The sequence below is a fragment of the Peribacillus sp. NPDC097197 genome (assembly GCF_050278025.1).
Classification (GTDB): domain Bacteria; phylum Bacillota; class Bacilli; order Bacillales; family DSM-1321; genus Peribacillus.
The window spans coordinates 282,317-297,157 of sequence record NZ_JBNNST010000003.1; the positions used below are offsets into that span (position 1 = coordinate 282,317).

The 14,841-nt window shown below is 40.7% G+C and carries 16 protein-coding genes; 3 read left to right on the plus strand and 13 right to left on the minus strand.

What is annotated here, in order from left to right:
* Positions 1-121: 121 nt before the first annotated feature.
* The 5 genes from ACQKL6_RS06075 to ACQKL6_RS06095 form a co-directional block, all read right to left on the minus strand.
* Complete coding sequence (locus ACQKL6_RS06075) at positions 122-334, minus strand: DUF4083 domain-containing protein (RefSeq protein ID WP_427650788.1); 213 nt, start codon at positions 332-334, stop codon at positions 122-124.
* A gap of 161 nt (positions 335-495) precedes the next feature.
* Complete coding sequence (locus tag ACQKL6_RS06080; RefSeq protein ID WP_427650789.1) at positions 496-1,356, minus strand: HAD family hydrolase; 861 nt, start codon at positions 1,354-1,356, stop codon at positions 496-498.
* Positions 1,357-1,455: 99 nt separating this feature from the next.
* Positions 1,456-2,724 carry a PTS ascorbate transporter subunit IIC gene (locus tag ACQKL6_RS06085; RefSeq protein ID WP_403080244.1) on the minus strand — a complete coding sequence of 423 codons (1,269 nt, stop codon included), beginning with the start codon at positions 2,722-2,724 and terminating at the stop codon, positions 1,456-1,458.
* Positions 2,725-2,752: 28 nt separating this feature from the next.
* Positions 2,753-3,019 (minus strand): PTS sugar transporter subunit IIB, encoded by a 267-nt coding sequence (locus tag ACQKL6_RS06090; RefSeq protein WP_402957611.1) that lies wholly within the window; start codon positions 3,017-3,019, stop codon positions 2,753-2,755.
* Positions 3,016-5,082, minus strand: a complete 2,067-nt coding sequence (locus ACQKL6_RS06095) for a BglG family transcription antiterminator (RefSeq protein WP_427650790.1) — start codon at positions 5,080-5,082, stop codon at positions 3,016-3,018. The genes ACQKL6_RS06090 and ACQKL6_RS06095 overlap by 4 nt, the downstream gene beginning before the upstream one ends.
* Positions 5,083-5,394: 312 nt before the next feature.
* On the opposite strand from ACQKL6_RS06095, the gene ACQKL6_RS06100 reads away from it, so the two are divergent.
* The 3 genes from ACQKL6_RS06100 (at position 5,395) to ACQKL6_RS06110 (ending at position 6,701) form a co-directional block, all read left to right on the plus strand.
* The gene (locus ACQKL6_RS06100) at positions 5,395-5,709 is read left to right on the plus strand and encodes an ArsR/SmtB family transcription factor (protein ID WP_403080241.1); all 315 of its coding nucleotides are present in this window, start codon (positions 5,395-5,397) and stop codon (positions 5,707-5,709) included.
* Between the two features lie 79 nt (positions 5,710-5,788).
* Entirely contained in the window at positions 5,789-6,217 is a 429-nt protein-coding gene (locus tag ACQKL6_RS06105) for a DMT family transporter (RefSeq protein WP_402873525.1), read from the plus strand.
* Positions 6,218-6,230: 13 nt separating this feature from the next.
* Positions 6,231-6,701, plus strand: coding sequence for a DMT family transporter (locus ACQKL6_RS06110; protein WP_427650791.1), 471 nt, complete (start codon positions 6,231-6,233; stop codon positions 6,699-6,701).
* 1,018 nt (positions 6,702-7,719) lie between these two features.
* Here ACQKL6_RS06110 and ACQKL6_RS06115 read toward each other — a convergent pair.
* From ACQKL6_RS06115 to ACQKL6_RS06150, 8 genes are all read right to left on the minus strand, one after another.
* Positions 7,720-8,694, minus strand: coding sequence for a C39 family peptidase (locus tag ACQKL6_RS06115; RefSeq protein WP_427650792.1), 975 nt, complete (start codon positions 8,692-8,694; stop codon positions 7,720-7,722).
* 153 nt (positions 8,695-8,847) lie between these two features.
* Positions 8,848-11,283: a heavy metal translocating P-type ATPase gene (locus tag ACQKL6_RS06120; RefSeq protein WP_427650793.1), complete on the minus strand. Its 2,436-nt coding sequence runs from the start codon at positions 11,281-11,283 to the stop codon at positions 8,848-8,850.
* A 97-nt stretch (positions 11,284-11,380) separates the two neighbouring features.
* Entirely contained in the window at positions 11,381-11,587 is a 207-nt protein-coding gene (gene copZ / locus ACQKL6_RS06125; RefSeq protein ID WP_402873508.1) for a copper chaperone CopZ, read from the minus strand.
* Positions 11,588-11,599: 12 nt separating this feature from the next.
* Complete coding sequence (locus ACQKL6_RS06130) at positions 11,600-11,941, minus strand: metal-sensitive transcriptional regulator (protein ID WP_427650794.1); 342 nt, start codon at positions 11,939-11,941, stop codon at positions 11,600-11,602.
* Positions 11,942-12,083: 142 nt separating this feature from the next.
* Positions 12,084-13,313, minus strand: coding sequence for an MFS transporter (locus tag ACQKL6_RS06135; protein ID WP_427650795.1), 1,230 nt, complete (start codon positions 13,311-13,313; stop codon positions 12,084-12,086).
* 289 nt (positions 13,314-13,602) lie between these two features.
* On the minus strand, positions 13,603-14,052 hold the full coding sequence (locus tag ACQKL6_RS06140) for a hypothetical protein (RefSeq protein WP_427650796.1): 450 nt from the start codon (positions 14,050-14,052) through the stop codon (positions 13,603-13,605).
* A 56-nt stretch (positions 14,053-14,108) separates the two neighbouring features.
* Entirely contained in the window at positions 14,109-14,258 is a 150-nt protein-coding gene (locus ACQKL6_RS06145) for a hypothetical protein (protein WP_427650797.1), read from the minus strand.
* 130 nt (positions 14,259-14,388) lie between these two features.
* Positions 14,389-14,814: a GNAT family N-acetyltransferase gene (locus ACQKL6_RS06150; protein ID WP_427650798.1), complete on the minus strand. Its 426-nt coding sequence runs from the start codon at positions 14,812-14,814 to the stop codon at positions 14,389-14,391.
* Positions 14,815-14,841: the final 27 nt, after the last annotated feature.

Here is a 14,841-nt window from a genome sequence, read left to right on the forward strand (position 1 = left end):
ACCCCATGCTTCTTTTGATAAGTCACTTCTTTTAGTTCCAAGGAAACCAGCTCCTTTATTAGATACTTATTTATAAAGAGCGCCACAATTCAATCCATGGTATTCACGGTTGGCTCACACCTTACTCTCTTTTTTCCTTTTCAAGCAGCTCGATGACTTTATCAAGTTTTTGTTCTATGGCTTTAGAATTGCGAGATTTTCTAACGAGGTTCCGGACAAAAAAGTAAACGGCAAAAATCATGCCAAACAGTACGATAAACATCATGAGTTGAAATAGTATATCACCGACATTAACATTCAAAATAAATCCACCTTTTCCTTTTTTATCAATCATACCATATACCAGATTGTAGTTGTCTTAGGATTGATGGGGGCATTTCATCGATGTATGTATAATATTTTCGCCATGACCTCCATTGCTTCCGAGGACGTTCCTTTTCGTTCCTTCTATATAATAAAGGGCGCACGGAAAATCCGTACGCCCTTTATTATTATTCACTTTGGTTGAGCGATTGGAAATGTTTTTTTCAAAAAGTGATACAGGCCATCTTCTCGATAGGAATACTCCGTCACTTCATCCGCCTGTTCCTTTACCGATTCGAGCGCATTTTTCATGGCGACACAGTGGCCGGAGAGTTTGAATAGAGGAAGGTCATTTTCTCCGTCTCCTACGGCCAGAATATCGTCCGGAGAGAGACTAAAGTGATCAAGCAAGACTTGAACCGCTGTTGCTTTGGATACACCGTCCACGGTCACTTCCACATTGTGATGTGTGGAGGAAGCCGTTGTAAAGGCCGTTATCTTCTTGAACTGTTCGAGTTCTGTGATCCAGTCTTTGATTGCCTTCATCTCTTTACTGAAAAAATAAATCTTGGCTACACTTAATTCCTCGAGCTGATCGACCCAGTTGATTTTGCTCTCGACGGCGACTTTTCTGGACAACCATTCGTTTTCATCAACCGTCTCCGGTTTTGCCCCCGTCATTTGTTCGACCGTATAGTCTTTATCTTTTTGTAAGGCCATTCTGACGCCATCATTTGGATGGACTTCGTAAAATATCTTTCTCGCTGCCGCTTTATTAATCATGTCATCCACAAGTTCGGAAGGCAGTGCATGTTCAAAAATCTTCTCCGTTCCAATAAAGGCGGACATACCATTGGCCGTTACCATCCCGTCGATGATCAAATCCTCTGGCAGCACATCTCTTAATTCTTTTACCGTTCTTCCCGTTGCAATGAATACCTTCATTCCACTATTCCTAAGTTCGATTAAGTAGTTTTTCAGCGTATCGTTCACCGTATTCACTTCATTCAAAGTCGTGCCATCCATATCGAGCACGATTGCTTTGTATCCCATGTTTCCACCCCGTCCGTGCGAATTTCGTAACAAAAATGCCAACAGCCCATGATCTGTGAGATTTAGGCTGTTGGCGAATCTATCTATTTATCTAGTAGATTAAGAAAATCCTAACAGTTTCAAAATACTTAGTATGAATAGACCTACCACACCGAAATCTGAGTCACCGAATGTCGTGCCTTCAAATCCTATGTCACCTAATAATACCAGTAAAATGGCTGGTAAGAAACTAATGATGAGTCCATTTGCAAAAGATCCCAGCATAGCTCCACGACGACCACCCGTCGCATTTCCAAAGACACCGGCGGCAGCTCCTGTGAAAAAATGTGGCACAAGTCCCGGAACAATAACCTTCAAGCCCAATACCGGCAGCAGGAACATCGATAAGATCCCCGCTATAAAACTAAATAAAAAGCCGATAATCACTGCGTTTGGAGCAAAAGGGAAAATCGTTGGACAATCTAATGCAGGCTTCGTATTGGGCGCAATTTTATCTGCAATCCCTTTGAAGGCTGGCACGATCTCAGCAATCAACATCCGCACCCCAGCTAGAATGATATATACCCCAGCTGCAAATGTAATGGCTTGAATAAACGAAAATACAAGGAAGTTGGAACCAGAGGAAAGCGTTGATTCAATATAATCTTGTCCTGCAAACAGGGCGACAATCAAAAAGAAAATCGTCATTGTCAGCGATACAGCCACTGATGTGTCTCGTAAAAATCCTAAAGATTTAGGGACCTTAATTTGTTCTGTTGTCTTTTCCTTGTTTCCGAACCATTTCCCAATCGTAGCGGAAACGAAATATCCGATTGTCCCAAAGTGACCGATCGCAAAATCATCACTTCCGGTAATCTTTCTTACATAAGGCTGCAGAATGGCAGGAAACACGACCATACATAGTCCTAATAAAATGGAGCCGATAAGGATAAGCGGGAATCCGCCGAGTCCGCCAACCGACAAAGAGACAGCTAGTAGACAGGCCATGAATAATGTATGGTGACCCGTTAAAAAGATATATTTTAATGGAGTAAAGCGAGCTAATAAAATATTCACAATCATACCGAACACCATAATCAGGGCCGTCGATGTTCCAAAATCACTTTGTGCAGCCGCTACAATGGCTTCGTTATTCGGGATGACACCTTCTACATGAAACGCCTGGTCGAACATTTGACTAAAAATGTTAAGGGCACCTGTAAGGACGGCTGCCCCTGCTCCGATGATAATGAACCCCATAACCGTTTTCAGCGTACCTGACACGACATCGGCACTGGACTTTCTCTGTAACAGTAAGCCAATCAGAGCGAATAACCCCACGAGTATAGAAGGTGTGCCTAAAATATCGTTCATAATGATATCCAACATAGTCTATTCCCCTTTTACCGAGCTTTAGTTAGACAAGTGATTCCAATTTGGATGTAATTTCAGGAATGCTCATCATATTTTCTAATGTAACAATCGTACGGGTTCCATCATCCAGTTGGCCGACAATATCTGCTGCCCCTAGGAATATATCCGCTTGGACCGATTTAGCGGATGTGAGATCCGTATGATCTACCTCAGCCGTTTTCCCCATTTGTGTTAAAGCCTTTTTCACATTCATCTCCATAATGAAACTACTGCCCAATCCATTCCCGCAAACTACCATGATTTTCTTCATTCTGTTTCCTCCTTAGAATATTTATGTACGTAATCCATAAGTATGGATGGATCCGTTGTCTCTAAAATCGCTTCAATATTAGCTCGTTCATTCAGTAATTGAGTCAGCTGAATTAATGCCCGTAAATGTGAATCGTTATCTACCGCAGCCAAAACAATGATCAACCTAACAGGTTTATCGGGTGCAAATTCCACCGGTTCATCCAATTTCAATAGACTCATGGATAATGAGCGAACACCTTGCTCAGGACGTGCATGAGGGATGGCCACGTCAGGCGTGATCACCACATAGGGACCATTCGTTTCGATTCCTTCAATCATTGCATCCACATATCTCTCTTCGACAGTTCCTAAATGAACAAGAGGCTGGGCTGCAACTCGAATCGCTTCTCTCCACTCTGTAACACGCGGCAGGATTTGAATCGTTTGTAGGTTGAGTAGTTCATCTAACACTGGTTTCTCCGCCTCCTTTAAGGAATATTTATTTACCTTGGGGGTATCTATGTACATCAGGGATTCAAGGGCCTTTTCAAGTTGATCAGGTTCATGGATGGTTGCATATTTTGAAATGACTTTTAACAGAGCGGAACCATCAACATTTTGTGTCGTATACCCATACAATTCCTGCATGACTTGCAGGCGCAGCTTATGTTTGTCCTGCCTTTCCAAAATGGGCGGTACGACAAATAACGGAACTTTTGTTCTCATATGTACCGTTGAAAAAACGAGATCGTACGCTAATGGATACTCGGACGCATTCCGGACAGATAATACATCCAAAAACAATATATCCGGAAATAATTCCTTCAATGTGTAGATGAGAATATTGCTGATGCCAATCCCATTCGGGCAAACAACGATGGCTCTTTTGCGGTCATCCAAAGTAGTCCCTTGTCTTCGCAACCAGCCTCCAAAATAAATCGTAAAGTATGCCACTTCCTCTTCAGGTACTGGGCGCCCAATCTCTTTCTCTAGTACCCATAAAGATTTAGTGGTCAGGTGATGCAGTTCAGGATAGACCTTTTGTACCTTTTCCGTCATCGGATTCATGGATGAAAGCCCGTATCTTAGACGATGATAGGCCGGTTTAAAATGAACGTACAATTGCTGGCATAGCTGGTCTTTATCATGTAAATGAACAAAGGCCAATTTTTCGAACTCTTTTACAATCTCCTGCAAAAGCGTTTCGATCACTTCATCCTCCTTGAGCGGAGATATATCCTTTGTCCGGTTCATGCTAAGCAGATGGAGGGTTACATATAAATTTTCCGTTTCGCTCCAAACCGATTGGAACGCATCGGTTTTCGTCATTTGCTCAACCGCTTTAAATTCATCTGTTGTCACAAAAGGTAGCCAACTCTGATTGGCTTGCAATTCTTCCCCTTTTCCAATGAGCTGATCTGTACATAGAAATAAATAGGTCAATTCATGCAGCCGCTCATCCGTAAAGGTGATTCCCAATTCACGTTCAATCTGCTCCAGCTGATACCGGATGGATTGAATGTTTGGTTGTTGATCTCCCCAAATACACTCAATAATCAGATTATTATCCGGGCGATTAAGGACATCATGTACCAGTTGTTCAATCATGTATCGCTTGACTCTGCTTTCTCCCTTTATCACATAACCCTCTTGCTTGGAGTAGTGAATCTTAAGGTTAACTTCTTGCGCTTTCTTCTTGAGCTGCTTCAGGTCCTTTAATACGGTATTACGTGATAGCCCCGTGATTGATTGAAAATGATAGACAGATAACGCTTCAGGACTAAGCAAAATCATGAGATAGAACAATTTCTCCCTATCTGTCTCAGAAAATACATAATTACGTTTGGTTAGTTTTACGTTCAATTCTTCCTCTTTAACTTTGTCAGGAAGGGAATACCCTAATTCTTTTTGATAGAGAATGGCTGGATACCCGTGATAGTGAAGCCAATCATTCACTTTACCAAAAGCATATTGAATTTGTCTTCTCGTCAGACCAGTTTGCTCTTCAATATCTTTCATTTTTGAAATGGGTGAATGCTGTAATATTTTTATTAGGTTTGCGCTTCTTTCCTCTAAAAACATCGGCTCTTCCTCTCCCTATTTCCACGATACCTTACTTTTCATTTGATATATATGGTTTCTCAGTCCGATTGTTGTCCACATGCCTGCACAAAAATATATTGTACAAATGATGTGCACCTTGGTTTTTGAATCAGTGTACCACACCTCGCCCCTATTTCATGAACAAAAATAAAACCTCGATTCTTAGGGATGAGGCTCGTTTCCTATTTTCGCTATATCACTTGTTCGTTAATGAAGGTACGCTTCATTACCTGTACTCTCTTTATTTCCTCAAGTTGACATATCGAGAAATCTAGATATATAATTACGTCCATGAATCCTATTGATGTATTCAAGGCGTTATCTAACGAAACAAGGCTTCACATCCTTAAGTGGTTAAAGGAACCAGAGAAGCACTTTCCAAAACAAGGCGCTCACCTACCAAAGGGGGTAAGTTATAAAGGTGGAGTATGTGTTGGGGATATTCAAGAAAAAGCCAAAGTTTCTCAATCTACGGTTTCTAGCTACTTAAACATGATGCAAAAAGCTGGGCTACTTGAATCGATTCGTCATGGACAATGGACATACTATAGGCGCAATGAAGAATTTATTCAACAATTAGCCAATTATTTTAGAACGGAGATCTAATTTATCTTGATTTCTGTTTTCCAACTATTTATATCTATTTTTCCAGATATATAAATATATTAAAAAGGAGAAACTCTCTATGCGCTTTATATCTTATATACTAGCTCTGTTGGCTGGAGCAGCACTTAGCTTTGAAGGAGCTATCTATGCTGAATTGGGAAAAACAATTGGCCAAATAGAAACAAGCTTTTATAACTTCTTCATGGGCTCCATTATCATGGGGCTATTGTGGCTGTTTTTTGGAAAAGGAAGGCTTTCCTATACATTTGAAGCACCGAAATGGTCATTACTTGGTGGTGTCCTGGGTGTTGTTTATTTAACCTCCATTGTTATAAGTGTCCCATACGTCGGTGTTGGCATTACAATGGTTGCTGTCATTATCGGACAATTAGTCATGAGTATGGTGATTGAACATTTTGGGTGGCTAGGCAGTACAAAAACTAGAATAAATAAAGAAAAGATTCTGGCAGTTGTTTCAATGATTATTGCACTTATATTAATCAACTAGGAGGTATACAATTATGGGGTTATTCATGATTTTATTTACATTTTTAGGCGGCATCACATTAAGCGCTCAATCATCTATAAATGGCACATTTAGTCGAAAAGCTGGAACCATTGAAACAACATTTTTGACCTTCCTCACTGGAACCATGTTTCTTACGATTTTCATCATGTTTTTTGGGAGGGGAAATGTGCTTGGCCTTCTAGAAGCACCGAAATGGCAGTTGAGTGCAGCATTTTTAGGCACCATGTACTTACTTCTGACTGTCATGGCCGTTCCTAGAATTGGGGTTATCGCAACCAATATTGCCGGAATAACCGGTCAACTTGTAATTGGTGTAATCATTGATCATTTTGGATGGTTCAATAGCTTAGTCATAGAATTAGATATGAAACGTGTCTTCGCATTACTATTTATGATCATTTCCCTTTATTTTATCTATAAAGGGAATAAACGCTCGAGAGAAGAGGCAAAAACAGCCTATTGATAGTCATACAGCAATGCAATGATTGTGGCCGAAGACTTGAAGAAAGCAGCCAAATTGTTTACAGGCATGGTCTTAGGTGTTGCAATAGGTCTGGGTCTCATAAAAAAGTTTTTAAATTGTACTATGAAGAAGATTACTTGTTTTTTATTAAGAAAACAAATGATCTTCTTTATTTTTATTCTTGTAAAAGTAACCTAACCAGTTATAAGAAAAAGGATTGCCGTAGTGATGTGACCCCTTAATTTATAATATCTAGATGGTTAAATAAATTTATCTATTCCATACATGATAACTAAACCATATACAAAGACGTTCATCCAACCTTCCATACATATAAAAAAGAAACCATAAAAATTTACGGTTTCTTCATCCTTGAATCCTATCTACTAGTTAGAAACATTAAATTGCTGCTAAACTTGGTACAAAAAAAGCTGCCTATGTCGACAGCCTGTGGATCTACAAAACCGCATTGAAAATTTCTTTAACAAAAAAAATCACTATAAATATCGCACCAATGATACAAAAAATTGACCAAATGATACTACTTATAAGCTTTATAATGCTAAAATCTTTTTTTTTACTTTTTCCCAACTCATTCAACTCATTTTCTATGTATTTAGCATGCTGTATATGTATCCAAAAGATAGGATGGAGTTAGAATAACCAACGAAATGTTATAATTATACCTAAAATTCCACAGGAAAAGGTAATGAGCTTTATCCCGACTTCGTCAATAATCTTTGATAGTCTTTCAATCTTTTCAGAAATAATTTGCAAGTTTTTCGGCAATTTTTCAAGAAAGTCTACTAGCTTTTGATACATTTGATCCCCTTTTATTGCTTATTTTATTTTTACGCTAAATAATTATACTACAATAGTATGGACATTTGTAGGGAAGTTACCAAAATAGAACAATGAATCGTTTCTTTCACTAAGACTAATGGAAACTCACAAATAGAATAAATAAAAAAGCGGCAACATCCATTGAACTGGATCTTGCCGCTTGGGTCGTATCTGCTTATTTCTTGTCTACGACAAGATAAGGTTGTAATTGGAATGGTTTTGGTGCGATGTTGCGGTCATTCCATTGGCCAAACCAACGCTCTAATGGATAGAAGTAATAGCCATCTTGCGCGTGATCAGATGTATCATACGGGTCAGCGAAGATCAGTGTATCATCGCCAATGCCCGGTGTGCCGTTATTGTCATATCCGATAATCGATTGCCAATGGCCATCCCAGTCGCCCCATTCCACCATGATTGGACGATCGTTCTTCAAATGATTCGTCAGCCATTTCACGAAATAGCTATCTTTCGCATCTTCTACAAACGCTTCTGTCGTTTCACTGTTTTCGGAAGCATACAGGCTGTTCCACGTGAAGGTTGCTGGCAGGTTGCCAACATTATTCTCAGTGACTTCTTTACTAGCTTGAATTAAGTCTGCGTCATTGTATTCCTCGCGATAGCTTGATTCGACAACTTCAAAGCCTTCTAAGTCCTTGAAGAAATCATAGAGTTGGGAAACATTCGAACCATATTCCGGGAAATTATTCGCGGTTCCTGGCAACGCATCTTTAACATCTAAGTCCGTCATCGACTTCATTTGCTTCGCGATATCCATCTCTGTTAGATCCGTGTACCCAAAATGATTCGCGACCATTAAAGCCGTGGCAGGTCCACAAGACCATTCCGTCGTTTGTTGCATCGTTTGATAGTTTTCAATCAGAATTAACCGATCATCTGACTTCATATTATAGAAATCAGGTGCTTTATAGTAACGAGAATCCGCATGGTCTCCCGCAGAATCATAGGCATCCGCTCCACCCGTTTTATCGTAATCTTTTCCTTTGATGGTAGCTGCAGCATCCGTTTCAGCTGACACTTTTGTATCTACTTCCTTCGTAACTTCTGCTTCCTTTGAGTCCGTGTCTTCTGAGCACGCCGATAATAATAGCATGGAGGATGCTAAAGCTGCCGTTAGAATTCTTTTCATGTGTCCCCACCCTTTTCCTGTTTTTTTCACAAGATTTGATTATAGTGGATGGAATTGGCATCGTCAAGGAGTTTACTAGTTAACTAAATTCTCACACAATCAAGAGCCTTGCTACACGTTATGGTAGCAAGGCTCTTTTTTCATTTAATTAGCTTACTTTTCTAGTTTGACCCTTTGGAGACGCAATGCGTTCAAGACAACCGATACTGAACTGAATGCCATAGCAGCGCCAGCGACCCACGGTGCTAGAAGCCCCAGTGCTGCAATCGGAATTCCAATCACGTTGTAGGCGAATGCCCAGAATAGGTTTTGTTTAATATTGCGCATCGTTTTGCGACTCATGAGTATGGCATCCGCTATACTGTTCAAGTCCCCCCGAATTAATGTAATGTCGGCGGCTTCCATGGCAACGTCCGTACCGGTTCCTATTGCCATGCCAATATCCGCTATGGCAAGAGCGGGTGCGTCATTGATGCCATCCCCGACCATGGCAACCTTCTTGCCTTGTTGTTGCAGCTTCTTCACTTCTTCCGCTTTGCCTTCCGGAAGCACTTCCGCAATGACGGCGTCAACGCCTACCTCTTTACCAATCGTTTGTGCTGTACGCTCATTATCACCTGTCATCATAATGACGTTGATGCCCATGCCTTGTAGGCGAGATACGGCTTCTTTCGATGTTTCTTTAATGGTATCGGCCACCGCAACTAGACCTGCATACTGTCCATTAACGGCCGCTAACATGGCTGTTTTACCCTCACCTTCCAGCTTTTTCATCATCGGCAGAATGGATTGGATATCGATACCGTATTGTTTCATCAATTTTCGAGTACCTACAATAATACCTTGACCTGAAACCGTTGCCTGTACCCCATGACCCGGAATCGCTTCAAAGAATTGGACATCGCCGAGTTCGATGCCTTTATCCTGAATGCCTTGCACGATTGCTTCTGCCAAGGGATGTTCGGATTGCTTTTCGGCAGCCCCAATCCAGGATAGGAACTTCTCCTCATCCTGACCAGTTGCCACATGAACATCCGTTAATACAGGTTTACCATGTGTGACGGTCCCTGTTTTATCCACAACCACCGTATCAATGCCTTGTGTCTGTTCTAAATGCTCGCCACCTTTGTATAAAATGCCGAATTCAGCGGCACGACCTGAACCCGCCATGATGGAAGTTGGCGTGGCTAATCCAAGAGCACATGGACAGGCAATCACAAGGACGGCAATCAACACTTCAAGCGCAGCCGTGAAATTCCCCGGATCCACCAGGATCAACCAGGCTAAGAACGTAAGAATGGCAATGCCTATGACAATCGGTACGAACACGCCTGAAATCTTATCTGCCAATCGTTGGATCGGCGCTTTTGTACCTTGCGCATCTTCTACTACCTTAATGATTTGGGCTAATGCCGTATCCCGGCCAACTTTTGTCGTTTTCATTTTAATGAAGCCATTTTTGTTGAGGGTGGAGCCATAAAGCAGGTCACCACTAGCCTTATCCACCGGCAGGCTTTCACCTGTTAGCATCGATTCATCGACAGCCGTCGTTCCTTCGATTACCTCTCCATCGACCGGGATCTTCTCACCCGGTTTCACCAGGATGGTATCACCGATCATCACTTCTTCTAGCGGGATTTCTTGTTCCAGACCTTCTCGAATGACCATGGCTGTTTTCGCTTGCAGCCCCATTAATTTCTTGATGGCCTCGGATGAACGACCTTTTGCTTTTGCCTCGAATAACTTACCTAACAGGATAAGGGTAATTAACACGGCACTTGTTTCAAAATATAGATGCGGACCATGATGCGCACCCATTGTAACGATGGCTTGGTATACACTGTAAAAATAAGCCGCTGACGTACCCATCACCACGAGCACATCCATATTGGCACTACCGTTACGTAGTGATTTATAAGCACCTACATAAAACTGTTTACCGATGATAAATTGGACAGGCGTGGCAAAGACCATTTGAACCCAGGGATTCATTAGAAATTCTGGTACATATAGAAAGGATGTAAAAGAAAAATGCCCAAACATTGTCCATAGTAAAGGCAAGGAAAGAATGGCAGAAATGATGAATTTCAGTTTCTGCTCTTTGATGGCCTTTTCACGATAATCCACTTGTTCTTTTCCGTCTTGCTTTTGATGGGCACCATACCCAAGCTTTTCTACCTTTGCAATGATGTCCGCAATCGTAACTTCAGATGGATTGAATTCTACCGTCGTTTTTTCAAGCGCTAAATTGACGTTGGCAAATGATACACCATCCATTTTATTTAGGCCCTTTTCAATCCGTGTCGCACAAGCGGCACACGTCATTCCCGTGATGGCGAATTCCTTTTTTTGCTTCACGACACCATACCCAAGCGCTTCAATTTTCTTTTCAAAATCTTCTTCACTCAGTTTGGAAGGATCGTATGTAATCGTGGACTTTTCAAGTGCTAAATTGACGGAGGCTTGTTCGACCCCGTCCATTTTATTCAACCCTTTTTCAATGCGGTTCGCACACGCTGCACACGTCATCCCTGAAATTTGAAGATTTGATTCTTTCGCTGCTGCTTTATCATTAGATGCAGTTGCCATCTCATTCACCTCCACTATACCCAATAGGGGTATATTCTACCGAAAGAATTAGAGTACCAGGGAGGCACTCTTCATCTTTTCATTATGGTACCCAAAATCATTCTACTTCGTAGCCTTGATCATCAATGGTTTCTTTGATGGTATCCAGGGTTACTTTTTCCTTATCATACGATACAGTAACTTGACCAGCTTCTAGCTGAACTTTTACTTGATCGACACCTTCTAATTTGCCTACACTACCTTCCACTGCTTTTACACAATGTCCGCAAGACATCCCGCTTACTTGTAATGTTACATTTTCCATAGTATCTACTCCTTATTTTTTCATTAGTCTTTGGATTGTCACGAGAACTTCATCGAGTACTTCCAAGTCCCCTTCTTGAATACGATCTACCACACATTCTTTCATATGCGTTTCAAGAAGCAGCTTGGCCACACCATTTAAGGCGGATTGCGCAGCAGCTATCTGAGTAATCACGTCGTCACAGTATGTGTCTTTTTCGATTAACCCCTTTATGCCGCGAATTTGGCCTTCCACCCGATTCAGTCTTGTAACAAGATTTTTCTTTGTTGCTTCGGAATGATGGCTTTTCCGCTCATTTGTACCGGAACAACAAGTATCTTGATCTGCTGTTTCTTTATTCAGGTCGAATTCCATTTGTCGCCCCCCTCACTCATATACCCCTATACCCTATATCAAAACCATATCATACCCCTCCACCCTATGTAAAGTTGGATGACATTTTACGAAAAAAAGCCAACGGAATTAAGTTGGCTTTTCATCAATCAATCATTCATATTTATTCTTCAAAGCTAGATCCATCTATAGGGAGCGTTACATGCTTTCTACAGATCATAAGATACACGAATGAAATACATAAGGAAACCGAAGCGACCATAAATACCACGACGATGCTGTATCGCTGGCCCAGTATGCCCATCAAGAGAGTGGATATCGCAAAAGTTAGCATGATGAAAGAACTTTGGACGGCATACACCTTAGCCAAAAGCTTTTCCCTGACTACACTTTGGATGATCGTATGAATGGAAATCATCCTCAGTTCTTCGAATAGACCATAAGAACCAATGAACAAAAGGGCAAGGAAGGGATTCACATTCACTCCAAATAAAAGGGTCAGCAGAAAGACCATGAACCCTCCACCCAACAGCACCTTCTGGATATTCTTATGAATGAAGGCGGACCGTCTATATGCAAGTATGCCCGCCAGAAATAATCCTAGTAATAAAGAGGCGTTGATATAGCCCCACCACTCCGTTCCTACTCCCAGGCGTTTATCTATAAACGGATAAAGGATCGAGGATACCCAGACCGGGCTAGCGATCGAACCAAAAAACAGAGTGAAGTGTAGGGCACGCAATCTCTTATCTCCTGCGATCAACCTCCACCCTTCAAATAGGGAATCCCTTTTGCTCTCCTTCCCTTCACGTTCAGATCGCTGTTGTTCCTTGACTCTAACGAATGCCAGCAAGCAAGTGGATAGCCCATACAAACAGCACGTTAACAGGAACAGTCCGCGAGCCTGCAAAAGTGCCGCCAGAATGCCACCTGCAGCCCATCCTCCCATCTGAATGAATGGCTGGATAGAAGACATGAGGCTATTTGCTTTTAATAAGGACTCTTCCGGAACAAGTTGAGGGATTAAGGCGCTACTTGCTGGATTAGCGAACCCATCTAAGAACATGATGAAGAAAATTAGGATATAAACCACTTCCATTGAGTCTTTCGAGAAAAGCGATGATACATATAGGGTCAGCACAAGTAAGAGACACGTTTTAACGAACTGGGAATGAAATAAAATCTTTTTCAACGGGTATCGATCGATGAGCAGTGGTGCGAATAAACCTCCTACAAACCCACCAAGCATATTTATGACAGGAACCAACGAAACATAAAATAACGAATGGGTGACAGCGTAAACACTTGTTATCAGCGCAACAATATAAAAAACATCCCCAGCATTCGCTAACGATTGTCCTGCCACCAACACAGTAAATGATTTATTCTTCAATGCAAACAACCCCTCTTTATTCATTTTTCTAAGAGAATAAAGAGGTATTTACATGCGTTTCACTCCTTTGCAACCGGTTAGATCTACTTCATTTCACTTTGGATTTATATCAATGTCAAATACTAAGAAATCTAATAAGGAAGAGAGGGGTGTTTGCATTTCTATAGTGGAAATATATGTATGAATATAACATGAAAATGTCTTGTTTAGAAGTTGAAAAATCTAGGTTCTACAAGAAAAAAGAGATGCGAAAGCAACTCTCTTAGGGAACAAAACCCATCCAATCGTTTTATTGAAGTGAACGTTTTTTGCGATATTTTATTATTAAAAGGATAGAACAAAACAGACTACCAACGATACTGACTATTACGTTGATTTGTGCCTCTAACCTAACAATTCCGTATGTTTCAGCATCAGGATTTAGAAGGATATTGCCACCAAGATCATTTTGAAGAGTATAACCCCCAGCATCGAGTCCCCAGTTTAAGAAACCTAACCCTATTCCAAGCAAACTACTAATAAGAATAAGAAAAAAATTGGGTATGAAATAGGTTCTATCTTTTTTCACAGCCATTTTATAATTCATTGTCACTAGGAGAAGGGGAGTAAATAGTTCAAATAACAATTGAAGAAACGAAATACTACCAGAATCATTTAGTCTTGTATTTTGTGTGAAGAGAAAAAATAAAAAATTGATAATTAAAATAGGTAGTAAATTAATCGATACTAGTTTCAGCATGTTCTTTCCATCGCCTCTGAGTTGTTTAATTGATGATTTTTTTGAAGGTAAGCACCTTAATGAAGTAAATTGTTCAAGACACCTACAAAGATAAGGGCTGTAATGATAATCGGCCAGCCTACTTTTTTGGATACAGATTTCTGAAGGGTTTTGATTTTAGACAAAATAAGATTCGTGCTAATAACTAGCACGTAGGATTTTTCCATCTTATCCCCTTTTATCCTTTGTACAACTACCTTTCCCCAGAAGCTTCATAAGAAAAAAGAGCTGCGAAAGCAACTCCCTTTTTGAAGTAAAGCATCCTTAGTTGAAAAACCTTAAAGTCCAAAGAAAGAATTACTTGATCATCTTAATAAAGTATTTTGGTGATTCAATGTAGCCTTGGCGGGAATAAAATCGATGTGCATCGATTCTTCTTGAATGACAATGAACCTCCAGTCTGTCACAGTTTCGCTTTTTAGCTAACTCAGTACAAAACTCTTCAATCTCTTGTCCAATTCCCTTACCCCTATTTGTTGAATCTACTGCAAAATAACTGATTCTAGCAAAATCCCCTATTAACGCTATTTGGGGTATATAATGCATGGAAATAAAAGCAATGACTCTTTCATTATCTTCATAAACCAATAATTCCTCATCAGGATGAGTGATGAATCTTTCTATTTTATCTTTAATGAAGGTCTCAGTATCTAAATAATCCAACTGGCCCAGTAAATCCGATATTGCCTTCCAATCTTTTATATTTGCTCTTCTGATCCCCACTTACCTTCACTCCCTAAGAAAAATGTA

Excerpts from the sequence above, each read along its gene's own strand:
- ACQKL6_RS06145 (WP_427650797.1), bottom strand. The coding sequence starts at position 14,258 with ATGGAAAAATCCTACGTGCTAGTTATTAGCACGAATCTTATTTTGTCT.
- ACQKL6_RS06110 (WP_427650791.1), top strand. The coding sequence starts at position 6,231 with ATGGGGTTATTCATGATTTTATTTACATTTTTAGGCGGCATCACATTA.
- ACQKL6_RS06140 (WP_427650796.1), bottom strand. The coding sequence starts at position 14,052 with ATGCTGAAACTAGTATCGATTAATTTACTACCTATTTTAATTATCAAT.
- ACQKL6_RS06075 (WP_427650788.1), bottom strand. The coding sequence starts at position 334 with ATGATTGATAAAAAAGGAAAAGGTGGATTTATTTTGAATGTTAATGTC.
- ACQKL6_RS06085 (WP_403080244.1), bottom strand. The coding sequence starts at position 2,724 with ATGTTGGATATCATTATGAACGATATTTTAGGCACACCTTCTATACTC.
- ACQKL6_RS06090 (WP_402957611.1), bottom strand. The coding sequence starts at position 3,019 with ATGAAGAAAATCATGGTAGTTTGCGGGAATGGATTGGGCAGTAGTTTC.
- ACQKL6_RS06080 (WP_427650789.1), bottom strand. The coding sequence starts at position 1,356 with ATGGGATACAAAGCAATCGTGCTCGATATGGATGGCACGACTTTGAAT.
- ACQKL6_RS06120 (WP_427650793.1), bottom strand. The coding sequence starts at position 11,283 with ATGGCAACTGCATCTAATGATAAAGCAGCAGCGAAAGAATCAAATCTT.
- ACQKL6_RS06105 (WP_402873525.1), top strand. The coding sequence starts at position 5,789 with ATGCGCTTTATATCTTATATACTAGCTCTGTTGGCTGGAGCAGCACTT.
- ACQKL6_RS06095 (WP_427650790.1), bottom strand. The coding sequence starts at position 5,082 with ATGTTTTTAGAGGAAAGAAGCGCAAACCTAATAAAAATATTACAGCAT.
- ACQKL6_RS06100 (WP_403080241.1), top strand. The coding sequence starts at position 5,395 with ATGAATCCTATTGATGTATTCAAGGCGTTATCTAACGAAACAAGGCTT.
- ACQKL6_RS06130 (WP_427650794.1), bottom strand. The coding sequence starts at position 11,941 with ATGGAATTCGACCTGAATAAAGAAACAGCAGATCAAGATACTTGTTGT.
- copZ (WP_402873508.1), bottom strand. The coding sequence starts at position 11,587 with ATGGAAAATGTAACATTACAAGTAAGCGGGATGTCTTGCGGACATTGT.
- ACQKL6_RS06115 (WP_427650792.1), bottom strand. The coding sequence starts at position 8,694 with ATGAAAAGAATTCTAACGGCAGCTTTAGCATCCTCCATGCTATTATTA.